Origin of the sequence: Plantactinospora solaniradicis, from assembly GCF_042658085.1 — a bacterium.
Classification (GTDB): Bacteria; Actinomycetota; Actinomycetes; order Mycobacteriales; family Micromonosporaceae; genus Plantactinospora; species Plantactinospora solaniradicis.
On sequence record NZ_JBHSPR010000008.1, the window covers coordinates 438,221 to 461,347 of the forward strand.

The following is a 23,127-nucleotide window of genomic DNA, read 5'->3' on the forward strand; positions in this document are numbered from 1 at the left end:
CGTCGTACGGCGCCCGGCTGGCCGACGGTGCCGTACTCAATCGTGCTCGTGATCGGATCCGGTCGGGTACTCCCCGCCGGACGCCGAGGTTGTCGTTGAGTTTGTGTAGCCGAGATCGGAGTGACTTCGTGATCCGCATTGTGATCGTGGAGGAGATGGGTTTGTTGCGGGGGGCCCTGCGCGCGGTGCTGTCGAATGAGGAGGACCTGGACGTGGTGGCCGACCTCCACGAGGCCGGTGAGCTGGTGGCGGTGGCCCGGGCGCGACGTCCCGATGTTGTCGTGGTCGACCTGGAACTACCGGGTGCCGACATGCTCGCCGTGGTCGCCCGGCTTGCCGAGGCGGCACCCGGCAGCGCGGTGCTGGCGCTGAGCACGCAGCTGACGCCGGAGGCCCTGCAACGGGCCATCAGGGCCGGGGCCCGGGGGTTCGTCGACAAGAATCTGCCGCCGGCGGAGTTGGCCCGGCTCGTCCGGGCGGTGTCGCTCGGGGAGCGGGTGTTCGACCCGGTGGCCGCGGTGGCCGCGCTGAACCCGCCGGAGAGTCCGTTGACCGACCGGGAACTGGAGGTGCTGCGGATCGTCGCCGAGGGTCTTCCGTTGAAGGAGATCGCTCGGCGGCTCTTCCTGGCGCACGGCACCGTGCGGAACCACCTGTCGGTGATCATGCGCAAGACCGGAACGCGTAACCGGCTGGAGGCGGTGCGGCAGGCCCAACGCGCCGGTTGGCTCTGAGTAACTGCCAACCGGTGGTGGCTTCGACCGTTTGTTCGGATCCCAGGTGCCGGGGCCGCCCCCTCGGCACCGCCTCCGACCAGTAATCGGAGCCGGCTCGGGGGGCTGTCGGCGGACAAGCCGCGCCGGCGGCCCCCGGCCGCTTCAACGGGCGTACTCGGCGGGTTCGTGTTTGAATGTTCACGCGGGGTGATCTAGCGATGACGTATAGCAGGGGGGAACGTGATTCGGACGCTGCTCGCTCTGAACGGCGCTCTCATCCGTGGCGCTCTGGCCTTCGTGCTGACCACTCAGGAGGATATCGAGGTAGTAGCGGAGGTCGAACGGGCCGAGGACATCGGTACGGCGTTGCGGACGCAGCGGCCCGACGTGGCCGTTGCCGACGTCAAGCTCTTCGAGGCCGGCGTGCTTTCCAACGGGGGTGCGTCGTCCGGCCCGCCCCCGGTGCTCGTGCTGGTGGATCCGCGTCGGCCGAAGGTGCTCGGCGACGCGCTCCGGGTCCGGTGCCAGCGGCTCGGTTTCCTCGGCAGCGACGTCGCACCGGAGCGGGTGGTCGAGGCCGTACGCCGGCTCGCCCACGGCGGGTCCGTGGTGGACGCCGACCTGGTGGTCGCGGCGCTCAACCGCGACAACCCGCTGACGGCACGGGAGGTGGAGGTGCTGGAGATCGCCGCCGAGGGATGGCCGGTGGTGGAGATCGCCAGCAAGTTGTCGCTCTCGTCCGGGACCGTGCGTAACCACCTCTGCCGGATCGCGGGCAAGACCGGCGCCCGTACCCGGATCGAGGCGGTCAGGATCGCCCGCGAGCGGGGCTGGATCTGACCGATCCGGCACCGGTCTCCTCGTGAGCCGGCCGATCGCCGGCCGGATCGGACCGCTGCGCGGCGGGCACCCCGGGTGGGTGTGCCCGCCGCCGTGGCGCGCGGAGCCTCAGCCCTGCCGGGGCAGCCGGCTCGGCGCGAAGGCCTGCTGGATCCAGTTCGGGTACGCGGGCGGCTGGCTGCTCACCTTGTCGAGTTCGGCGAGGTCCTGCTCGGTGAGGGTCAGTCCGGTCGCGGCGATGTTGTCCGTGAGCTGCTCCACCTTGCGGGCGCCGACGATCACACTGGTGACGGACCGCTGGGCCAGCAGCCAGGCGAGTGCGACCCGCGCCGGGCTGACCTGGTGCCGGGCGGCGACGGTCCGTACGACGTCGAGCACGTCGTGGCCGCGTTCCCGGTCGAAGGGCGGGAAGTCGGAGTAGTCCGGGTGGGCCCGGCGTGAGTCCTGGTCGGCGACCGCGCCGTCGCGGGAGGTCTTGCCGGAGAGGAATCCGCCCGCCAGCGGACTCCATACGGTCAGCCCGACACCCTCCGCCTCTGCCATCGGCACCAGGTCCCGCTCGACGTCCCGGCCGATCAGTGAGTAGTAGGCCTGTACGGAGACGAAGCCGGCCTGGTTGTGCCGGGCGGACAGGCCCAGCGCCTTGCTGACCTGCCAGGCGGCGAGGTTGGCGCAACCGATGTAGCGCACCTTGCCCTGCCGCACCGCGTCGTCGAGCGCGCTCAGCGTCTCCTCCAACGGTGTCAGGTGGTCGAAGTTGTGGATCTGGTAGAGATCGATGTGGTCGGTACGGAGCCGCCGGAGGCTGTCCTCCAGGGCCTGCATCACGTGCAGCCGGGACAGGCCGTTGTCGTTGGGTCCGGTCCCGGTCGGGGCGTGCAGCTTGGTGGCCAGTACGACGTCCCGCCGGCGCTGTCCGAGGACCTGGCCGAGCAGCTCCTCCGACTCGCCGTCGCTGTAGATGTCGGCGGTGTCGATGAAGTTGATCCCCGCGTCGAGTGCCGTGCCGACGATCCGCTCGACGTCGTCCCGTTGCAGGCCGCCCAGTTGACGGTAGATCGGGTGGTCCTTCCCGCCGAAGGTCATCGCACCCAGCGAGATCTCCGATACCCAGACTCCCGTACGTCCCAAAAGACGGTATTTCACCGCTTACCCCCCTGTTGCATCGCTCTAGCCGGGATGACGTGCAGTGCCGCCCTTGCTGGCGACGTCCGCCGGCCACATCGCCGGGCCGGTCATTATGTCGGACACTGTGTCCGGCGCAATGCTACACGCCCCGCGACCTAGACTTCTGGCATGCCATCGGTCACCCGGCGCCGCGCCCCCCACCCCGATCGCCGTGCCTCGATCGAGGCCCAGGTGCTGGCCGCGACCGAGCGGCTCCTGGTCGAGGGGGCGAGTTTCACCGACCTCGGCGTGCAGCGGATCGCCGCCGAGGCCGGCGTCGCCCGGTCGACCTTCTACACCCACTTCCGGGACAAGTCGGAACTGCTCATGCGGCTGGCCGGCACGATGCGGACGGCCGGCTTCGACGTCGCGAGTGCCTGGGAACCGGCCACCGGCCCCGACGCCCTGGCAGAGGCCTTCCAGCGGGTCGTCGAGATCTACCGGCAGTACGCGGCCGTGCTCGCGGCGGTCAACGAGGTCGCCGCCTACGACACCACGGTGCGGGAGTTCTGGCGGTCCGGGCTCAACCGGTTCATCGAGAACACGACCCGACTACTGACCGCCGAGCAGCGCTCCGGTCGCGCTCCGGCCGACCTGGACGTCGTGCACGCCAGCCGGGTGATCGTGATCGGCGGTGAGGTCGCCATCGCGGACCACGTCGCCACGTTCCCGGACGACACCAGTGGCGACGCGGCGTTCGCCCGTGAGCTGGCCGCGATCTGGTGGCACGGGGCGTACCGGCGGCAGCCTCCGACCACCTGACCGCAGGTGCGGACGGGCTCCCGATGCCCGCCCGCCGGCACCCCGGTTCACAGCACGGCCACACCGGTCCGGGCGCTGAACCGGGCGGCGTCGTCCCGGTCGTTGACCAGCGGCTCACCCTTGAGGTTGAGACTGGTGTTGAGCAGTATCGGGCAACCGGTACGTCGTTCGTACTCCCGGAGCAGGTCGTACAGGCCCGGGTGCTGGGCCCGGGTCACCGTCTGGACCCGGCTCGTCCCGTCCACGTGGACGATGCCGGGAAACGAGCGCGGATCCCGGCACCGGGCGGTGAACTGCATGTAGGGCGACGCGCCGACCGGCATGTCGAAGTACCTGGCGGCGACCTCCTGGCGGACCACCGGGGCGAACGGCCGGAACGGTTCCCGTCCCTTCACCCGGTTGACCCGGTCCCGGCTGTCCGGGCCGCGCGGGTCGGCCAGCAACGAGCGGTTGCCCAGCGCCCGGGGACCGAACTCGGCCCGCCCCCGGGCCACCCCGACCACCCGTCCGGCGGCCAGCGCCTCGGCCAGGCCCGCGACCGGGTAGTCGCCCCGGATCCGGGTGCCCAGGTACGGCCCGGTCCAGTTGAGCTGGCAACCGAGTACGGCCGCGGCCGCCCCGAGGCTCGACCCGGCGTCTCCGGGGTTCGGCAGCAGCGTTATCCGGTCGAAGCCGCTGCGCCGGGCGAGAAGCTCGTTGGCGACACAGTTCAGGCCCAGCCCGCCCATCACGGTCAGGGTCGAGGCGTCGCCGACCCGGACCCGCAGCCAGCGTGCCGCCGCGAGCAGGACCTCCTCCGTCACCACCTGGATGCTGGCCGCCAGGTCGGCAAGGTCGGCCCGGGGCTGCCAGTCGCCGATGCCCCGGTGCACGTTGCGGCGGAGCCGGAAGGTGGGCGGGGTGAACTCGATCAGCTCGCTCTTGATCTGCGCGACGTACCGGGGGCGGCCGAGCGCGGCCAGCCCCATCAGGATGTACTCCTCCTCGTTGGGGGTGAAGCCGCACCGTCGGGTGAACGCGCTGTAGAGCAGCCCGAGACTGTGCGGATAGCGGCAGCGTTCGAAGACCCGGTAACGGCCGTCCCGGAACTCGCCCAGGGTCAGCGTCTCGAACTCGCCGATCGAGTCCGCGGTGAGTACGGCGGTGGTCGGTTCGCCGCTGGTGAAGTGGCCCGCGGCGGCGTGTGAGTGGTGGTGCCCGACGTACCGGATCGGTACTCCCCGCAACTCGGGCAGGTCGAGCCGGGCCAGGTAACGCCGGGGCAGGTCGTCGATCGCCGCCGCGTGCCGGAACTGCCCGGCCCGGACGTGCCGGAGCTTCTTCCGCAGCGGATGCTCGTACCAGGCGATCAGGTCCGGTCGGCCCCAGGAGAGCGCCTCGGCGAGCAGCCCGCCGCTCAGCTCGGGATCGTTCTTCCGCCGCGAGTACCGTTCCGCGTGCCCGGCGAAGAGGATCTCGTCACCCCGTACGACGCACGCGGACGCGTCGTGCGACAGCGCGGCGAGTCCGAGTACATGCGTGGCAGCCATCGAGACAACTCTATCCGTATGTGGAAATGTTCTCCGCCTCCCTCGTGATCTAGGCTGGCTGGAATGTGGCTCACCGGGTTGTTGCGCAGGCACCATGAAGCGGCGAAGTTCCTCGTGGTCGGGGGTGTCTGCTTTGTGGCGACAACCGGCATCAACTACACGCTCAAGCTGACCGTCCTGCACGAGAAGCCGGTCACCGCGCTCGCCCTGGCCACCATCGTCAGCACGATCCTGTCGTACGTCCTGAACCGCGAGTGGTCGTTCCGCACCCGGGGTGGCCGGGAACGACACCACGAAGCCGCCCTGTTCTTCTCGGTCAGCGCGATCGGCATCGTGCTCAACGTGATTCCGCTGTACGCCTCCCGGTACGTGTTCCTGCTCCGTGTCCCGGACGTGAGCCGGCCGGTGCAGGAGATCGCCGACTTCGTCAGCGGCATCATCGTCGGGACGTTGATCGCGATGTGTTTCCGGCTCTGGGCGTTCAAGCGGTTCGTCTTCCCGCATCCGGAAGCGCGCCCCCGTGGTCGCGGGCGACAGGGGAGGACGGGACCGCGCAGCAGGGTGGTGCAGCACGAGCCCGACGCGGTGCCGGCGCGGTCCGCGAGTCGCGGGAGGGTCAGGCGGACGGGCCCGCGCAAGTGACGGGTCGGGCCGGCGGGGCCGTCGCGGGTTCGGCCCGCCAGTGGCCGACCAGTTCCCGGTAGGTCGCCGAGCGGGCGAGCAGGTCCTCGTGCCGGCCCAGCATCGGCCGACCGTCCGCGAGGATCAGCACCTGCCGGGCGCGCAGCGCCGAACTGATCCGGTGCGCGACCACCACCAGCCCACCCGGCCGGGCGGCGAAGGCGAGTTCGACCGTCGCCTCGGCCGTCGGGTCCAGATGACAGGTCGCCTCGTCCAGGATCGCCAGCGGGGCGGGGGAGAGGTAGGCGCGGACCGCCGCGACGAGCTGCCGTTCGCCGGCGGAGAGCGCGCCCGGCTCCAGCGTCGCGGTGAGGCCGCCGAGCCGGCACGCCAGCGCGCCCAGGCCCAGTCGGTCGACCGCCGCCGTCACCCGGTGCTCGTCGGCGTCCGGCCGCAGGTAACGCAGGTTGTCGAGGAGCGTGCCGGTGAAGACGTACGCCTCCTGCGGGATCAGCACCCGATGCCTGGCCAGTACGACCGGGTCGCCGTCGACCGGTGCGCCACCCAGCCGGACCGTACCGGCCTGCGGCCGGAGCAGCCCGGCCAGCAGCGCGGCGAGCGTCGACTTCCCGGCCCCGCTCGGCCCCACCACGGCCAGGTGCGCCCCGTCGGACAGCGTGAGGTCGAAGTCGTCGAGGACCGGCCGGGCCTGTGGCCCGTACCGGAAGGTGACGCCACGCAACCGGGCGCGGACCGGGTCCGGCGGGGCCGGCACCGCGGGGGTCGGTGCGGCCCGGGTCGGTGACGCACGCACGGGCGGCGGCGGGATCGCGGTGGAACTCAGGATCCGGTCCAGCGTGACGGCGAACCGCAGACCGCCGCCCGCCACGCCCTGGACCAGCGCGTGCAGCGCGGGTTGCAGCCCGGTGGCGACGTACACCAGGGCGCCGAGCACGGCACCGGCGGTGAGTCCGCGCCGGACCAGCCACGGCGCGGCCAGCAGCAGTACGGCCAGCGGAAGCCAGCCGCCGACCGCGAGGCTCAGGCTGCGGAGTGCGGCCATCCGGGCCAGGGCCCGCTCGGCGGCGGCCTGCCGGTCCACCTGCCGGCCCACCCGGTCGGCGACGACCTCCTGCGCGCCGCACGCCGCGACGTCCCGGTGTCCGGTCAGCGCGGTGCTGGCCGTCTCGCCCAGCCGTTCGTCGGCCCGCACGTAGCTCCGCTGCCGGTCGACCATCGCCGGCAGCGCGGCGGCGAACAGGAACAGCCCGGCGGTCAGCGGCACCGCGACCACGCCCGCCACGACCGGAGTCAGCGAGAAGAGTCCGAGCAGCGCCGCCCCGGCGGTGAACACGAATCCCCGGACGACCATGACGAGGCCGGCGAAGGTGTCCCGGACGATCTCCACCTGATGGGTCAGGCGCGCCACGGCGGCGGTGTCCGGCCGTGCCCCGGCGGCCGTCGAGCGGTGCAGGGCCCCGGTGACGACCCGGTCCGCCAGTTCGTCGCGGAACGGTTCGACGATGTCGCCGAGGCGGGCGTACGCCCGACCGGTGCCGATCGCGCCGATCACGACCGCGACGGCCAGCCCGCCGAGCCAGGTCAGCCCGACCCCGGGCCGGCCGGCCAGGAATCCCTCGTCCAGCGCGCGGGCGGTCAGTTGACCGGCGAGCAGCGCCGGCAGCGCCTCGGCGGCGGACCAGCCGGCGAGCCGGCCGAGCGGTCGGGCCCGGCGCCGCAGCGCGGCGATGGTGAACCGGACGACGGCCTTCACCGGACCGCCTCGACGGGCACGCCGGCCGGCGCGTGACCGGGCACCGCCGGCGGCTGGAAGACGGCGCGGTAGTCCGGGTCCCGCCACAGGTCCCGGTGCCGGCCCACGCCGCGCAGCCGACCGCCGTCCAGCCAGGCGACGAGGTCGGCCGTGGCGGCGGTGGCCACCCGGTGGGTCACGATCATCCGGGTACGTCGGTCCGCGTGCGCGGCGATCGCCTCCGCGATCCGGTGTTCGGTGGCGGTGTCCACGCTGGATGTCGCGTCGTCGAGGATGAGCAGCCGTCGGGCGTGCAGCGCACGGGCCAGGCCCAGCCGCTGCGTCTCGCCACCGGACATCGGCGCGGCGTCGAGCCGGGTCAGGTATCCGTCCGGCAGTCGCTCGACGAACTCGTCGATCGCGGCCGCCCGAGCCGCTGTCACGAGTTCACCCGGGACCCGCCCCGCCCCGGCAGCGGTCTCCGGCTCGCGGCCCAGAGCGATCACCTCCGCGATGGTGTCGCCGATCAGGATCGGCCGCTCGAAGCCGTACCCGACCGCCTCCCGCAGGGCGGACCGGCTCAGCTGGCGCAGCGGGACGCCGTCGAGCAGCACCTCGCCGGTGTCCGGGTCGCGGAGCCGTCCGACGACCGCCGCGAGTGACGACTTGCCGGACCCGGACGGGCCGACGACGGCGATGGTGGCGCCGGAGGGCACCCGCAGGTCGATTCCGTCCAGCACCGGGCGGCCGTCGTCGGCCCGCACGGTCACGCCGGACAGCACCAGCCGGCCGGCACCGGCGGGCAGTGTCGCCGTGCCGTAGGTCCGGACCGGTTCGGCGAGCGCGGCGGCCACCCGTTGCGCACCGGCCCGGGTCCGGACCAGCCGGTTGAGCGTCGCGACCACGGTGCCGAGACCGGCGCCGAGAGCGGCGTACTGCACGGCGGCGAAGAGCTGTCCCGGGGTGAGTCGTCCCTCGGTCACCGACCAGCCGCCGACCGCGACGATCGCCAGTTGCAGCATGGGGGCCACGGCGGCGGTCCGGGCCGACGCCCGGGCCAGGGTGGTCCAGGTGCGGGTGCCGTGCGTACGCAGCTGGGGCAGCGGGGCCAGGACACGGTCGATCTCGGCGCGTACGGTGCCGGCGGCGGCGATGGTCCGGGCCCCGTGCAGCGCCTCGGCCAGCCGCCCGGCGATCCGCCCCTGTACGCCGAGATAGTCGGTGGCGGCGGCGGACGCGTCGGTCAGGAAGGCGCGCATGAGAACGGCGAGCAGCAGCAGCCCGACGCCGAAGGTGACGGCGAGGCGCCAGTCGAGCAGCAGGAGGGCGAGCACACTACCCGCCGAGGGCAGTACGGCGGTCAGCCCGAGTACGACGGTCGCGCCCGCCTGTCCGGCGTCGGCGGCCTGGCCGACCAGCCGCCCGATCAGATCTCCCACCGGGCGTCGGGCGGCGTGCCGGGGGTCGAGGGCGAGCAGGTGTCGCAGCAGCCGGTGCCGGAGCCGGGCGGTGGTCCGGGCGGTGCCGGTCCCGCTGGCCAGGGTGGCGAGGGTGTCGGTGGCGACGATCACCACCACGAGTCCGCAGGCGGCCACCGGCCACCAGGGGGCGGCGCCGCCGAGCGCCGCGTCCACGGCCAGTCCGAGCGCGGCCGGCAGCAGCAGTTCGGCCACCGCGCCGAGCAGCGCGGCGGCCCCGAGGACGATGGTCCAGCCGCCGCCGTAGGTGATCGCCTGCCGGAGTAACCGGTCGCCGTCGGCGGGCACGGGCACCACCCTTCCGATCGCACGGGGTTGCCCTGGGTGGGGACGTCTGCCCACCCAGGGCCCCGGATACTGACCTGATCAGTTACAGGTCGTCACGGACAGCGAGCTGTCGCCGCAAAGCAGCAGGCTCGCCCGGCTGCCACCGCCGCCACCACCACCGGTGCGGTCGGCCAGCTCCATCCCCTGAAGGTCCAGAAGCGCCATGTTGTTCACCTCCTCCTCAGATCTCGATCGGATGTGCCCCACGCGGTAGCGAGGGGAGCTTGGTCGCGCCGGAGAGCGGCGCGAGGAAGGGCAGGGTCACCGGCTCGTCGTGCAGGGCCGCACCCGTGGCGAGCAGGACGCCCGCCGTACCGGTGGCCAGGTCCATCGACAGCCGTAGCAGTTGCTCGCCGGGGAAGGCGAGGAAGCCGCGGTACGGCAGCGCGTGCCAGGCCAGTCGCGACACCTGGACCGCCAGTTCGGCGCGGTCGGCTTCCCGGTCGTGGTCGTCGGTCGCCCGCGCGGCGAGGTAGGCGATGATGCCGGCCCGTCCGGCGAAGAGGCCGGACTGCGCGTAGAACGGTGCCCGGGCGCCGAGCCGGATCGCGGTCGCCGCTTCGGCGAGTGCGGTGTCCGGCCGGTGCCGGAGGTACTGGTCGAGTACCAGTCCGATGCCGACACTGCCGTGTGCCAGGTACGGCATGGTCCGCCAACCCTCGTTGACCTCCAGCGCCCCGTCCGGCCGCAGTACGCATCGGCGCAGGTCGTGCCTTAGCGCGCCGGCAGCCCGATCGAGCAGGGTGGTGTCGCCGGTCAACTCGTAGAGCCGGAGGAACATCAGGGCGGGTCCGCTGCGGCCACGGGTGAGTCCGGCGTACGGGTGCGCCCCGCCGCTGATCTCCGACCCGTACCCGACGGTTCCGGGGTCGCCGTTGCCGTCACCGGTCGGCGTCCCGTCGCCGGCCAGCCGGTCGGCGACCAGCTCCGCGGCCCGCCAGGCGGCCTGCCGCAGGGTTGGTTCGCCGGTCCGGCCGGCCAGCTCGGCGAGGTTGAGCGCGATCCCGGACAGCCCACTGACCAGGTCCTCGCCGAGATCCTCCCAGGGTTCACGGAGGCAGATGTCGAGCACGTCGAGCGCGTCCTGCCGGCGGCCGAGGCACTCCAGCGCGAAGGCGACGCCGTGCAGTCCGTCGTAGAAGCCGCACCGGGTTCCGGACGGCGGGTCGAGGGCCCGCTTCACCAGCCAGTCCTCGTGGTCCGGGTACCGGCCCGCCCCGGTGACGTACAGCGCGTGGAGTACGCCCGCGGCGCCGTACCCGAGGTTGAGTCCGCCGGTGCGGAACTGGTCGATGTCGCCGGGGAACAGCCGGTCGTCCCGCTCCGGGGTGGCGCTGCGCAGGATCGCGCCGGCGAGCCGGTCCCGCAGCCGTGGCCAGGCCGACCGGCCGGCGGCGAAGTCGGCCGCTCCGGCGATCGGGTCCGCCGTTCCGCTCCGCCGGGTTCCGGCGCTTCCGGCGTCTCCGGCAGCCGCGCGTGCGGCAGCGGCACCACGGGGCCCGGCGGCGCCGGACTCGGCGGCGTCGGCGGTGACAGCGCCGACCGGGGCGTCGCCGCGGATCTCGGCGACGGCGGGAAGGAGGAAGTCGCGCGGCACCGGAAAGTGCGCGGCGACGACGTCGGCGAGGTGGGCCGCCTTGGCCGGGGCCAGCCGGACCATCTGGGTCAGCGGCAGGAACAGGGCCAGGCGCAGGCAGGCCAGGGCGTACCGGTCCACGGCCAGGCCGGTCCGGTCGCGCGGCGCGGCGAAGGCCTGGTTGCGGAGCGCGGGTCGGCTCGCGTCGGCGACCGGGGCGGCCACCTCGAAGTCGACCAGGGTGACCCGGTCGTCGGGGCCGACCATCACGTTGAACAGGTGCAGGTCGCCGTAGACGATGCCGTGGTCGGCGATCGCGTCGATGATCTGCTCCACCTGCTCGTGGATCCGCATCGCCCAGGCGGTGTACCCGGCCAGTTCGGCGGGGGTGGCGTCGGCGTCGATCAGCGGGTACCGCTCGACGAGCACCTTGTTGAGCGCCTGACCCTCGATGAACTCCAGGGCGAGGAAGTGGTGGTCACCGAGGACGAACTGGTCGTGGACCCGGGCCACCTGCGGCACGTCGGCGAGCTGGCGCAGCACGTCGGCCTCGCGGGTCAGCCTGGTGATCGCGTCCGTGCCGGTGGCGTCCAGGCCGGCGTGCGGGCGGGCCTCCTTGAGCACGACCTGGGTGTCGGTGCGGGTGTCCCGGCCGACGTAGAGCCCGCCGCCGTTGGAGAAGTGGATCACCCGTTCGATCCGGTACGGCAGGTCGGTGGTGGTGGTGGCGTTCCGGGCGGTGAGGTGCGGGCCGAGGAACTCGGGCAACCTGACCCAGGCCGGTACGTGGAAGACCGGGTCGCGCCGGTCCGGTACCAGGGTGCCGCTGTCGTCCTCGACGGCCGGTACCACCTGGCCGTCACCGCTGACGCAGTAGCGGGCCGCGAAGCCGCCGTAGCGGACGTAGACCGGGCCGGCGCCGTAGCGCAAGTCGCTCAGGATGTACGGCCCCGCCTCGCCGTCCAGCCGGTCCGCGAGTTCCTTGCAGGCGAGTTCGAGTTCGGCCTCGTCCCGGGGGTAGATGGTGACGAACTTGCCGCTGGAGCCCCGCGGCGCGTACTTCGAGTTGCGCATCAGCAGCATCCGGGGGCCGCGGAGGAACTTGAACGAGATCCCTCGCGGTACGCAGTAGTCCCACACCGTCTCCAGGACCCGCTCCGCGTTGTCCAGACAGGCCGAAATGTGGATCTTCCAGCCCTGCTGCGGGAGCTTGCCGCCCTCGGGGCCGTAGATCAGCCAGTCGTCGTTCGGCTCGCGTTCCCAGCCTGTCGGCAGGGGACGGTCGGCTGCGGCGAACCCGGTGGAGACGGCGGAGACGTTGGTGAGCGAATCGTAGAACAGCGGATCGACTGCGCAGTACGCGTCGTAGCGTTCGTCCATCGTCGCGGCTCCTCGGGTGTCCCTGAGCGACCGTGCTTCATCGATGCATCCGAGTCTCCTGGTTGGATCCGAGGTGTTACTAGTGTGTTAAGTCATCCCCCACGGTGCGTCGCGCACGGGTACTTATGACAAATGTCAGGGCCGGACGGCTCTTGACAGCCATCTATATGGCTATATCCGGATGTACGAATGACCGATGCTTGGGAGAGGTCTGCGCCGGATCGTCCGGGGCTGGACACCGCCAGCCGGACCGGTCCGGTTACCGGCGGATTTCGTAAAGATCTATTTACCTCGTCAGGCTGTCATGACATTCTGCCAAAGGTGAGTCTCTTCGAGATCGATCGTTCCGAAGGGAAGCAGACATGTCAGTTCGACGCACGCGCACGGTGGGCGCGCTCGCCGCAGTGGCCACGGTGGTGCTGGCCGCCACCGCCTGCGGGGACTCCGGGGAGCCGGCGGGCAAGGACGCCAAGGACATCACCCTGACCATCAGCGACAACGCGATCGCCGGTGGCAAGAACTCCCGCAGTGCGGACTGGATCCAGAACTGGGTGATCCCGAAGTTCGTCGAGGTGCAGAAGGCCAAGGGCGTCACCGCGAAGGTGACCTTCGTACCCAGTGGGGTCGACGACGAGCAGTACAAGACCAAGCTCTCCCTGGACCTGCGGGCCAGGTCGGGCAGTGACGTGATCTCGATCGACGGCATCTGGGTGGGCGAGTTCGCCCAGGCCGGCTACCTGAAGCCGCTGTCCGAGGTGGCCGGTGCCGAGACCGACGGCTGGGAGGGTTGGGCCCAGATCCCGGAGACGGTGCAGGGACTGGGCAGCTTCGAGGACAAGCGGTACGCCATCCCGATCGGCACCGACGGCCGGGTGCTGTACTACAACAAGAAACTCTTCGCCCAGGCCGGCCTGCCCGCCGACTGGCAACCGCGCAGCTGGCAGGAGATCCTCGACGCGGGCGCGAAGCTCAAGACGCTCCCCGGGGTCACCCCGATCCAGATCAACGCCGGCACGGCGATGGGTGAGGCGACCAGCATGCAGGGCGCGCTGCCGCTGCTGGCCGGGGCCGGCGGCGAGGTCTTCGTGAACGGCAAGTGGACCGGCGCCAGCCAGCCGACCCGGGACATGCTCGACTTCTACGCCAAGGTCTACCGTGGTGGGCTCGGCGACCCGCTGTTGCAGCAGGAGGCCAAGGGGCGGGACAAGTCGTTCCAGCGGTTCGCCGAAGGCAAGATCGGCATCCTCGGCGAGGGTGACTACTTCTGGCGCAGCGTGATCGAGCCGAAGGCCGGGATCGCCAAGATGGCCGACCGGGACACGGCGGTCGGGTACGCGCTGATTCCGGCCAAGACGCCCGGCGCCGGCATCCGGGGCCAGGACTTCGTCAGCATGTCCGGCGGCAGCGTACGGACGCTGAACCCGAACTCGAAGTTCCCTCATCAGGCGTTCGAGCTGCTCAGCTTCATGCACTCGGCGGAGGCGGTGAAGGCCGAGCTGGGCGACGTACCCCGGCTCACCGCCCGGTCCGACGTCAACGCCGAGATGCTGGCCGGTGATCCGATGCTGCGGTTCGTGGCCGAGAAGATCCTGCCGATCACCGCCGCCCGCCCACCGCTGGCGGTCTATCCACAGGTGTCGGTGGCGCTCCAGGAGGCCACCGCGGCGGTGGTCGGTGGCACCGCGCCGGACGCCGCGGCCGCGGCGTACCAGAAGAAGTTGGAGGGTCTGGTCGGTGGCGCGAACAACGTCACCTCCTGATCGGACCACGGCGGCGCCGGACGGACCCGCGGCGCGCCCGGCGGATCCGGGCGCGCCGCTGGCCCGACGGGCCGACGCCGCCGGTCTCGGCCGGGCCCGTGCGGGCGGGTTCGTCCTGCCCAGCCTGGTGCTCATCGTGGTGTTCCTGGTCGTGCCCGCGTTGTGGACCCTCTACCTCGGGGTGACCAACTACCGGCTGACCGGGCTCGCCGCCGCCGATCCGCAGGTGGTCGGGTTGGACAACTACGTCGCCGCGCTCGGCGACGAGCGGTTCCACACCTCGCTCTGGCTGACCCTCCAGTTCGTGCTCGGCTCGGCGGTGCTCGGCCAGGCCGGGCTGGGCTTCGCCATCGCCTGGTCGCTGCGGGACCGGCGCGGGCCGGTACGCCGGGTCGTGGAGGCGCTGGTCCTGCTGGCCTGGATCCTGCCCAGCTCGGTGGTCGCGTTCCTCTGGATCGCGCTGCTCGACCGCGACGCCGGCACCCTCAACGCGCTGCTCGGGCTGCCCGGGACGGCGTGGCTGCTCGACCATCCGATGCTCTCGGTCATCCTGTTCAACACCTGGCGGGGTACGGCGTTCTCGATGATGCTCTACGCCGCCGCGCTCCAGAACGTGCCGCCGTCGCACCTGGAGACCGCCCGGCTCGCCGGGGCGTCCACCTGGCAGCAGCTCCGCGATGTCGTCTTCCCCCGCATCCGGGGGCACGTCCTGACCAACCTGCTGCTGATCAGCCTCTGGACGTTCAACGACTTCACCCCGTTCCTGATCACGGCGGGCGGCCCGGAACAGCGCTCCGAGATCCTTCCGGTGTACGTCTACAAGATCGCCCTCTCCGGCGGTGAACTCGGCTTCGGCGCGGCGATCTCGTTCCTGATGTTGTTGATCAACCTGGTCATCGCCCTGGTCTACCTGCGCACCCTGGGCGAGCGGCGGAAGGCTCGGCGATGACAACGAGCTGGCGGGGCGCACTCGCCCAGATCGGTCGCTACACCTTCGTCTCCGTGGTGCTCGGCTTCTTCGCCCTGCCGCTGCTCTGGCTGGCCACCGCGCCGTTCGACCGGACGCCGACGATCACCACGTCGCTGCCCGAGTTCACCCTGGACAACTTCCGCGCCCTGCTGGACAACCCGTACGCGGTCCGGTCCCTGTGGAACTCGATCGTACTGGCCGGCGGTACGGCAGCCCTGGTGGTGACGTTCGCGGCGCTGGCCGCGTACGCGCTGAGCCGGGTCCGGATCCCCGGCCGGGACGCACTCCTGTACGGCCTGCTGCTGCTCTCCTCGATCGTCACCGGTACGGCGACCATGGTGCCGCTGTTCGAGCTGGCGTTCCGGCTGAACCTGATCGACCGCCAGTTCGGGGTGATCCTGGTCCTCAGCGGCGGGCTGCTGCCGGCGGCCATCTTCATCCTGAAGGACTTCATGGACTCGACCCCGACGTCGTACGAGGAGTCGGCCCGGGTGTTCGGGGCGAGCCCGTTGCAGATCGTCCGGCACATCGTGCTGCCGGTGGTCCGGCCCGGCCTGGCCACGGTGGCGGTCTGGGCGGTGGCCGGCGTGTGGGGCAACTTCCTGGTGCCGTTCCTGTTGTTGCGCAGTCCCGACAAGGCTCCGGCGGCGGTGATCATGTACACCCTCTACACCGAGGGAGGCCAGGCGAACCTCGCACTGCTCTCCACCTTCTCGCTGCTCTACTCGCTGCCGGTCGTGCTCATGTTCGTCTTCGTGAGCAGCCGGTACGGCTTCCGGTTCCACGGAGGGATCAAGCGCTGATGTCCGCCATCACCCTGAGCCGACTGACCAAGGTCTACCCGGGCGGCGTCCGGGCCCTGGACGCGCTCGACCTGTCCATCGCCGACGGCGAGTTCTTCGCGTTGCTCGGGCCGTCCGGCTGCGGCAAGACCACGCTGCTGCGCACGATCGCCGGCCTGGAGGTCGCCACCGGTGGCACCGTCGAGATCGGCGAGCGGGACGTGACCAACCTCCAACCGGGCGTCCGGGACGTGGCGATGGTCTTCCAGGACTACGCGCTGTTCCCGCACATGACGGTCCAGGACAACATCGCCTACCCACTCCGGATCAAGAAGGTGAACCGGCCGACCCGGCAGGACAAGGCCGCCGCGACGGCCGCCGAGTTGGGCCTGTCCGCACTGCTCGACCGGCGCCCCGCCCAACTCTCCGGCGGGCAGCAGCAGCGGGTCGCGCTGGCCCGGGCGATGGCCTGTCATCCGCAGGTCTTCCTGCTCGACGAGCCGCTGTCCAACCTGGACGCCCGGCTCCGGCTGGAGGCCCGGACCTTCCTCAAGCGGCTGCAACGGGAACTCGGGGTCACCTGTGTCTTCGTCACCCACGACCAGGCCGAGGCGCTGGCGCTGGCCGACCGGATCGCGGTGATGGACGGCGGCCGGATCCGGCAGGTCGGCACCCCGGTCGAGGTGTTCCGGCGGCCGGCGAACACCTTCGTGGCCGGGTTCATCGGCTCCACCCCGATGAACCTGCTCGACGCCGAGGTGACCGGCGACGAGGTCACCGTCGCGGGGGTCCGGCTCGCCGTGCCGGAGGCCGCCCGTGGGCTGGTCTCCGACGGCGACCAGGTCGTCTACGGGGTACGCCCGGAGTACCTCGACCTGCACGCCGAGGCGGTGGACGGCGCGTTGGCCGGACAGGTCGTGGTGGTGGAGAACCTCGGCAGCAGTTCCCTGGTCTCGCTGGACCTGCCCGGTCCGGACTCCTCGGCCGGCGCCAGCTGTCAGGTCGTGGTGCCGGAGGGCCGGGAACCGTCGCTCGGGGCGACCGGCTGGGTGCTGCCCCGCGAGGGCCGTTCGCTGCTCTACCGGGACGGGGAACTCCTCGGCGCGCCCCGGCCGGCTCCGGTGGCCGAGGTGCCGGCGTGAGCCGCCGCCGCACGGTGCACCGGGGGCGGTGGACCCTCGACGACCAGGCGGCCGAGGTGCTCCGGTCGGTGCCGGTGGAGGTCCCGGCCGGCACGGCTGCCCTGACGGTACGGCTGGACTACTCGCGCGACGCCGGAGTCCTGGACCTCGGCTGCCAGGGACCGGCGGGCTTCCGGGGCTGGTCGGGCGGTGCCCGGGACGGCTACACCGTGGCCGTGGACTGGGCCACCCCCGGCTACCTCCCCGGCGTTCTGGAGCCGGGCCAGTGGCAGGTGCTGCTGCGGCTGCACCGGATCCCGCCGGAGGGGCTCGGGTACGAGCTGACCGTGACGACCGACCCGGACCGGCCGGCGCCACCCGAGGGGACCGGCGCACCGCCCGGCCCCGACCGCCCGACCCGCCGGGCGCTGCCGGACGTCGACGGGCTGCGCTGGCTCGCCGGTGACCTGCACGCGCACACCGTGCACAGCGACGGGTCCAGCACCGTGCCCGAACTCGCCGCGCTGGCCGCCGGCCGGGGACTCGACTTCCTGGCGGTCACCGACCACAACACGGTGAGCCACCACCCGGAACTCCCTCCGGTCGGCGCCCGGTACGGCATCACGCTGCTGCCCGGCCAGGAGGTGACCACGGACCGGGGCCACGCGAACGTCTTCGGGCCGGTCGGCTGGATCGACTTCCGGGAACCGCCGGACGAGTGGCTGGTCGCGGCGGAGCGGAGCGGTGGAGTGATCTCCATCAACCATCCGCTCGGCGCGGACTGTGCGTGGCGGCATCCGCTGCGGGTCCGGCCCCGGATGGCCGAGGTCTGGCACTCCGGCTGGTGGGACCGGACCTGGGGCGCGCCGTTGGCCTGGGCGCAGTCCTGGCGGAGCGATGTCGTACCCGTGGGCGGCAGCGACTTCCACCGTCCCGGGGAGGGTCCGGTGATCGGTTCGCCCACCACCTGGGTACTGGCCGAGCCAGACGACCTGCTCGGCGGGCTGCGGGCCGGTCGTACCGCCGTCTCGGCCGGGCCGGACGCACCGTTGCTGCTGCGGATCGGCGACGAGCTGCTGGCGCTGGACGCCGACGGCACCGTCCTGGTACGCCCCGACGGCGCTCGCCGGGTGCTGCACGGCGACCGGGTGCTGCTGCCCGGGGTCGACGGGCTGCACCTGCTCGAGTCGTACCGGACGGAGGTGGTCGCGCTGTGCGCGTGACGACGGACGCACCGGAGCCCGGTGACCGACTGGTGGTCTTCGGCGCCTCGACGTCGGGCGCCGAGCCGGTGGTCGACGCGCCGGTGCCGGTGGCTTCCTTCGCCCCGGTCCCGTCGGCTTCCGAGGCGCCCGTTCCGCCGGCTTCCGACTGGGCGGTCCGGGTCGCGAACGCGCCGGTCAGCTTCGGCATCTACCGGGCCGACTCGGCACCGCTGGGCCCGGACGACCTGCTCGCCGGGCTCGCCGAGGCGGGATACCAGGGCGTCGACAGCGGCCCGATCGGCTACCTCGGCACCGGCGTACGGCTCGCCCGGCGGCTGGACCGGGCCGGGCTCGGCCTGGCCGGCGGCTGGGTCGACCTGCGGTTCACCGATCCGGACGGGTTCGCCGCCGACCTCCCGGGCCTGGACGCCGCGCTGGACGTCTTCGCCGCCGCCACCGTCGACGACGACCGGTTCGCGCCCCGGCCGACGCTGGCCTGCCCCGGCAATCCGGCCCGGGGCGCCCGCCCAGGCGTTCCGGTCGATCCGGCCCTGGCCCTGCCGGCCGGAATGTGGCCGGACTTCGCCGCCCGGGTGCAACGGGCCGCCGACCGGTGCCGAAAGCGCGGTTTCGAGCCGGTGTTCCACTACCACCTCGGCACCGATGTGGAGACCGGGGCGGAGGCGGACCGGCTGCTGGAGCTGACCGACGTCTCGGTGTGCCTGGACACCGGCCACCTCTGGCTGGCCGGGGGCGACCCGGTCGCGGCGGTACGCCGCTGGGGCGCGCGGATCCGCCAGGTGCACGTGAAGGACGCGGACCTGACCACGCACGGCCGGGTCCGGGGGGCCGGCGGCGGACTGGCCGAGGTGGTAGCTGCCGGCGGGTTCTGCCGGTTGGGCGCGGGCGGGGTGGACGTCGCCGGGGTGCTCGCGGCACTCCGCGAGGTCGGCTACACGGGTTGGCTGGTGGTGGAGCAGGACGCCCCGGCCGGGCGTTCCGACGTCTCCGCGATGCTGGCCGAGCAGCGGGCCAACCGGGCGTACCTGCGCGGGCTGGGTCTGCCATGACCTCGGCGGAGCGGATCAGGGTGGCGGTGGCCGGGCTGGGCGTGATCGCCCGTACGGTGCACCTGCCACTGCTGGAACGCCGCCGCGACCTGTTCGACCTGGTGGCCGTCGCCGACCTGTCGCCGGAGCGCACCCGTGAGCTGGGCCAGCGGTACGGCGTACCGGAACATCGCCGCTACCGGGACGGCGCCGAACTGCTCGACGCCGGTGGGTTCGACGGGTTGCTCCTGCTCACCTCGGGCTCACACGGTGCACTCGTCGCGGCGGCGCTGCGTCGGGGCGTACCGGTGTGCTGTGAGAAGCCGCTCGCGTACACCCGGGCCGAGACGATCGAGTTGGCGGCCCTGACCGACCCGGCGGCCCCCGCCGGCCGCCCCGGGCCACCCGGACTGATGGTCGGGTACATGAAGCAGTACGACCCGGCCGTGTCCGAGCTGGCGCGCCGGCTCAACGACCTCGGCGGGCCGGCGGCGGTGCACTCCGTCGAGGTGACCGTGCTGCATCCGAGCGGCGAGCGGCAGCTCGGCTACCGCCGGCTGCCGCCGTCGCCGGCCGACGTGGATCCGGACCGGGTCCGGGCGCTCCGCGACGCCGCCGACGGGCTGTTGCGGGCCGCGGTCGGGACGGATCCGTCCGCCCGGGCGCTCTACCAGATCATGATCAACAGTATCTCGCACGACCTGTCGCTGCTCCGGCTACTCACCGGCCCACCGTCGACGGTGGACCACGTGGCGCTCTGGCCGGCCGAGCCGGCGCCGGGACAGGAGCCGTCGGTCGAGATCAGCGGTCGGCTGCCGGCCGGCGGGCGGTACGGCATCCGCTGGCTGTACCTGCCGGACCATCCGGAGTACCGGGAGACGGTTACCGTGCACCACGCCAGCGGCTCGGCCGAACTGGTCTTCGGTACGCCGTACCGGTTTGACCTGCCGACCACACTGACGGTGCGGGACGGATTCGACGGTGGGCGGCGCCGGTCCGGATACCAGGGCACGACCTCGGGGTTCGAGCGGGAGTTGGTCGCCTTCCACAAGATGGTGACGGCCGGTACACCACCCCGGACCGGCGTGGCCGGTGGCGCGGTCGACATCGCAACGAGTCAGCAGGTAGTCCGCCGGTTCGGGGAACTGACTCCAGCGGCGGTGGGCGGAGAGGCGGCGACCGGATGACGGCGGACGGACGGGCGACGGCGGACGAGCGGACCATCGTGGTGGTGCCGCACACCCATTGGGACCGGGAGTGGTACGAGCCGTTCCAGCGCTTCCGGCTCCGGCTGGTCGCCCTCCTCGACGAGGTGTTCGAGCGGATGGAACGCGACCCGCGCCAGCGGTTCACCCTGGACGGGCAGCTGGCCGCGGTCGACGACTACCTGGAGGTACGTCCGGAGCGGCGCGACCAGGTCGCCGCACTGGTCGCCGACGGCCGGTTGGCGGTCGGACCGTGGCAGATCCTGCTGGACGAGTTCCTCTGCTCCGGCGAGAACATCGTCCGCAACCTGGAGCTCGGGTTGCGCCGGTCGGCCGGGTTCGGCGGCGCCATGCCGGTCGGCTACCTGCCCGACATGTTCGGTCACGTGGCCCAGATGCCGCAGATCCTGGCCGGCGCCGGGCTGGCCCACGCCTGCGTCTGGCGAGGCGTTCCGGAGCGGGTCCGTACCTCCGCCTTCGCCTGGATCTCGCCGGACGGCACGGCGATCCGGACCGAGTACCTGCACGGCGGCTACGGCAACGCCGCGGGCCTGGTGGACAACCCGGCGCTGGTGCCGCGGCGGGCCGCCGAACTGGCCGAGCGGCTGGCGGGCTGGCGGTCCGACGACGGGCCGGGAACCCCGATGCTGGCCATGTACGGTGCCGACCACGGCGCCCCGGCGGCGAACACCCCCGACCTGCTGGCCGGGGCGGCCGAGCAGACCGGCCTGCGACTGCGCGTCGGCACCCTGTCCGAGTACTTCGCGGACCAGCCGACGGAGGTCACCGGCCTGCCGGAGGTACACGGCGAGCTGCGCTCGCACGCCCGGGCGAACATCCTGCCCGGGGTCTACTCGGTCCGGGCGCATCTGAAGCAGGCGATGGGCCGGGCCGAGCGGTGTGTCGAGCGGTACGCGGAACCACTCGCCGCACTCTGGTACGACCGCTCCGCGCAGCGCTTCCTGGACATGGCCTGGATCCGGCTGATCGAGGCGAGCTGCCACGACTCGGTGACCGGCTGCGGGTGCGACGAGACGGCCGAGCAGGTGGCTACCCGGATCGCCGAGGCGGAACAGCTCGGCCGGGCGGTGCACGACCTGGTCGGCGCCCGACGTGCGGCGGAGACGCCCCGGGACGGCCACGTGGTGTTCAATCCGACGCCCCGGCCCCGGACCGTCCTGGTCCGGCTGGACGTCGCGCTGCCCTCCGCCGGTACGCCCGTGGCGCTGGAGACCGGGGCCGGCGTGGTCGTTCCCACCCAGCGGCTCGGGGTGACGCCCACGGTGCTCGCCGACGACTCGTGCGACGAGACGGACCTGCCGATGGTGCTGGCCCGGGTGCACGGCGTCGAGCTGTACGGACAGGAGATCACCAGATGGTCGGTGTCGCCGCCGGAGGAGGTTCCCGCCGGCAGCCCGGCGTCGTCCGCCTCGTCGAGTGGCCGCCCGCCCCGGTCCGGAACGCTCACCTTCCACGTCGCCAGCCACGGCGATCCGACGTTCGACGTCGCCGAGGTGCGCGCGGCACTGGCCGCCGTCACGGCCGCTCCGAACGGCGGCGGCCGGGACGAGGCGTCCGGCCCGGACGGCGGTGTCCCCGACCGGGACCGGCGGTGGCGGGTACGGATCCTCGCCGAGCCGCGGGCGGCGGTCGCCGCGCTGGTCGAGGTGCCCGCGTTGGGCTGGACCAGCGTGCGGCCGGTGCCGGTGCCCGCACCGAGCATCGTCTCACCGTCGTCGGTGGTCGCCCGGGGGCGGATGCTGGACAACGGACTGCTCCGAGTCGACGTGGCCGACGACGGCACGTTGCTGCTGCACACGCCGGCCGGGCTGCGGGTCGGCGGGATCGGCCGGATCGTGGACGGCGGCGACGTCGGAGACAGCTACAACTACGCCCCACCGGCGACGGACTCGTCGATCGACAAGCCGCAGTCGGTCCGGACCGCCATCCTGCACGAGGGCCCGGTCGTCGCGGTGCTGGACGTGCTGCGTACCTACCGGTGGCCGGTGGGCGCGGAGCTGGCGGCGGGGAGCCGGTCGGTGCGTACCGAGTCGGTCACCGTGGCCACCCGGCTGGAACTGCGGGCCGGTGAGCCGTTCCTGCGGGTGGCGACGAGTTTCGACAACCGGTCGGAGGACCATCGGGTCCGGGTGCACCTGCCGCTGCCGTCCCGGGCCGACACGTCGTACGCCCAGGGGCAGTTCGCGGTCGTCGCGCGCGGCCTGACCAGCGAGGGCGGCTGTGGTGAGGTGCCGTTGCCGACCTACCCGGCGGCCGGGTTCGTGGCGGCCGGCGGTGCGGACGGCTCGCTGGCGGTGCTGTTGACCCAGCCGAGCGAGTACGAGCTGGTCGACGGCGGACGCGAACTGGCGCTGACCCTGCTGCGGTCGATCGGCATGCTGTCCCGGAACCGGAACGCGATGCGGGACGAGCCGGCCGGGCCGCAGCTACCGACCCCGTTGGCGCAGTGCCGGGGTGAGCGGACCGCCGAGTTCGCGCTGCTGCCGTTCCGGGGCAGCTGGCACACCGCGGGCGTGTCGGCGGCGGCCGAGGCCTACCGGCACGAGGTGCTGGCGTTCGCCGGTGCCGGGCCGGCGGGCGGGGCACTGCCGCCGGACCGCGCGGGCCTGTGGTGCGACGGCGACGGGGTGGTGCTGACCAGCGTCCGGGACCGGGACGGGCTGGTCGAGGTACGGATGGTCGCAGAGCGTCCCCGGGACACCACGGCGATCATCGGTGCCGGCCGCCGGGTCCGGGCCGCGCGCCGGGCCGACCTGTTGGGCCGGCCCGGCGCGATCCTGCCGATCGGTGCCGACGGCGCGGTGCGGCTGCCGCTACGGGCCTGGGAGATCGCCACCGTGCAGCTCGATCTCGAATCGCCGTAGT

Annotated in this window: 18 protein-coding genes; 12 read left to right on the forward strand and 6 right to left on the reverse strand. The window is 72.6% G+C overall.

The genetic code is table 11. From position 1 onward, the window contains the following. Nucleotides 1–128 precede the first annotated feature (128 nt). Nucleotides 129–734: a LuxR C-terminal-related transcriptional regulator gene (locus tag ACFP2T_RS11700; protein ID WP_377420648.1), complete on the forward strand. Its 606-nt coding sequence runs from the start codon at nt 129–131 to the stop codon at nt 732–734. Between the two features lie 222 nt (nt 735–956). After that, nucleotides 957–1,556, forward strand: a complete 600-nt coding sequence (locus tag ACFP2T_RS11705) for a response regulator transcription factor (protein WP_377420650.1) — start codon at nt 957–959, stop codon at nt 1,554–1,556. Between the two features lie 108 nt (nt 1,557–1,664). Here the strand turns inward: ACFP2T_RS11705 and ACFP2T_RS11710 are convergent, their stop codons facing one another. After that, complete coding sequence (locus ACFP2T_RS11710; RefSeq protein WP_377420652.1) at nt 1,665–2,702, reverse strand: aldo/keto reductase; 1,038 nt, start codon at nt 2,700–2,702, stop codon at nt 1,665–1,667. A gap of 150 nt (nt 2,703–2,852) precedes the next feature. Here ACFP2T_RS11710 and ACFP2T_RS11715 point away from each other — a divergent pair, with 150 nt between their 5' ends. Continuing rightward, the gene (locus tag ACFP2T_RS11715) at nt 2,853–3,485 is read left to right on the forward strand and encodes a TetR/AcrR family transcriptional regulator (protein WP_377420654.1); all 633 of its coding nucleotides are present in this window, start codon (nt 2,853–2,855) and stop codon (nt 3,483–3,485) included. Between the two features lie 47 nt (nt 3,486–3,532). Here ACFP2T_RS11715 and ACFP2T_RS11720 read toward each other — a convergent pair whose 3' ends face one another. After that, complete coding sequence (locus tag ACFP2T_RS11720) at nt 3,533–5,014, reverse strand: carbamoyltransferase C-terminal domain-containing protein (protein WP_377420656.1); 1,482 nt, start codon at nt 5,012–5,014, stop codon at nt 3,533–3,535. Nucleotides 5,015–5,077: 63 nt separating this feature from the next. Here ACFP2T_RS11720 and ACFP2T_RS11725 point away from each other — a divergent pair, with 63 nt between their 5' ends. Further along, nucleotides 5,078–5,656, forward strand: a complete 579-nt coding sequence (locus ACFP2T_RS11725) for a GtrA family protein (protein WP_377420658.1) — start codon at nt 5,078–5,080, stop codon at nt 5,654–5,656. Here the strand turns inward: ACFP2T_RS11725 and ACFP2T_RS11730 are convergent. The 4 genes from ACFP2T_RS11730 to lanKC all read right to left on the reverse strand — a co-directional run bounded on the left by ACFP2T_RS11730 (nt 5,631) and on the right by lanKC (nt 12,149). Further along, a complete protein-coding gene (locus tag ACFP2T_RS11730) occupies nt 5,631–7,409 on the reverse strand; it encodes an ATP-binding cassette domain-containing protein (protein ID WP_377420660.1) in 1,779 nt (592 codons plus the stop codon). The two genes, ACFP2T_RS11725 and ACFP2T_RS11730, sit on opposite strands and share 26 nt — an antisense overlap. Further along, entirely contained in the window at nt 7,406–9,154 is a 1,749-nt protein-coding gene (locus tag ACFP2T_RS11735; RefSeq protein WP_377420662.1) for an ABC transporter ATP-binding protein, read from the reverse strand. The genes ACFP2T_RS11730 and ACFP2T_RS11735 overlap by 4 nt, the downstream gene beginning before the upstream one ends. A gap of 78 nt (nt 9,155–9,232) precedes the next feature. After that, nucleotides 9,233–9,358, reverse strand: a complete 126-nt coding sequence (locus ACFP2T_RS11740; protein WP_192769447.1) for a SapB/AmfS family lanthipeptide — start codon at nt 9,356–9,358, stop codon at nt 9,233–9,235. A gap of 16 nt (nt 9,359–9,374) precedes the next feature. Next, on the reverse strand, nt 9,375–12,149 hold the full coding sequence (lanKC, locus tag ACFP2T_RS11745) for a class III lanthionine synthetase LanKC (RefSeq protein WP_377420664.1): 2,775 nt from the start codon (nt 12,147–12,149) through the stop codon (nt 9,375–9,377). Nucleotides 12,150–12,511: 362 nt separating this feature from the next. On the opposite strand from lanKC, the gene ACFP2T_RS11750 reads away from it, so the two are divergent. The 8 genes from ACFP2T_RS11750 to ACFP2T_RS11785 are packed head-to-tail and all read left to right on the forward strand — an operon-like array spanning nt 12,512 to nt 23,126. After that, the gene (locus ACFP2T_RS11750; RefSeq protein ID WP_377420666.1) at nt 12,512–13,909 is read left to right on the forward strand and encodes an extracellular solute-binding protein; all 1,398 of its coding nucleotides are present in this window, start codon (nt 12,512–12,514) and stop codon (nt 13,907–13,909) included. Next, nucleotides 13,884–14,858 (forward strand): carbohydrate ABC transporter permease, encoded by a 975-nt coding sequence (locus tag ACFP2T_RS11755; protein WP_377420668.1) that lies wholly within the window; start codon nt 13,884–13,886, stop codon nt 14,856–14,858. The genes ACFP2T_RS11750 and ACFP2T_RS11755 overlap by 26 nt, the downstream gene beginning before the upstream one ends. Beyond that, on the forward strand, nt 14,855–15,682 hold the full coding sequence (locus ACFP2T_RS11760) for a carbohydrate ABC transporter permease (protein ID WP_377420670.1): 828 nt from the start codon (nt 14,855–14,857) through the stop codon (nt 15,680–15,682). The genes ACFP2T_RS11755 and ACFP2T_RS11760 overlap by 4 nt, the downstream gene beginning before the upstream one ends. Next, complete coding sequence (locus ACFP2T_RS11765) at nt 15,682–16,803, forward strand: ABC transporter ATP-binding protein (RefSeq protein WP_377420672.1); 1,122 nt, start codon at nt 15,682–15,684, stop codon at nt 16,801–16,803. Before ACFP2T_RS11760 ends, ACFP2T_RS11765 begins: the two co-directional genes overlap by 1 nt. Beyond that, a complete protein-coding gene (locus tag ACFP2T_RS11770) occupies nt 16,800–18,005 on the forward strand; it encodes a CehA/McbA family metallohydrolase (protein ID WP_377420674.1) in 1,206 nt (401 codons plus the stop codon). Before ACFP2T_RS11765 ends, ACFP2T_RS11770 begins: the two co-directional genes overlap by 4 nt. Continuing rightward, nucleotides 17,996–19,057 (forward strand): sugar phosphate isomerase/epimerase family protein, encoded by a 1,062-nt coding sequence (locus tag ACFP2T_RS11775; RefSeq protein ID WP_377420676.1) that lies wholly within the window; start codon nt 17,996–17,998, stop codon nt 19,055–19,057. The genes ACFP2T_RS11770 and ACFP2T_RS11775 overlap by 10 nt, the downstream gene beginning before the upstream one ends. Beyond that, entirely contained in the window at nt 19,054–20,223 is a 1,170-nt protein-coding gene (locus tag ACFP2T_RS11780) for a Gfo/Idh/MocA family protein (RefSeq protein WP_377420678.1), read from the forward strand. Before ACFP2T_RS11775 ends, ACFP2T_RS11780 begins: the two co-directional genes overlap by 4 nt. Then, the gene (locus ACFP2T_RS11785) at nt 20,220–23,126 is read left to right on the forward strand and encodes a glycoside hydrolase family 38 N-terminal domain-containing protein (RefSeq protein ID WP_377420680.1); all 2,907 of its coding nucleotides are present in this window, start codon (nt 20,220–20,222) and stop codon (nt 23,124–23,126) included. Before ACFP2T_RS11780 ends, ACFP2T_RS11785 begins: the two co-directional genes overlap by 4 nt. Nucleotide 23,127: the final 1 nt, after the last annotated feature.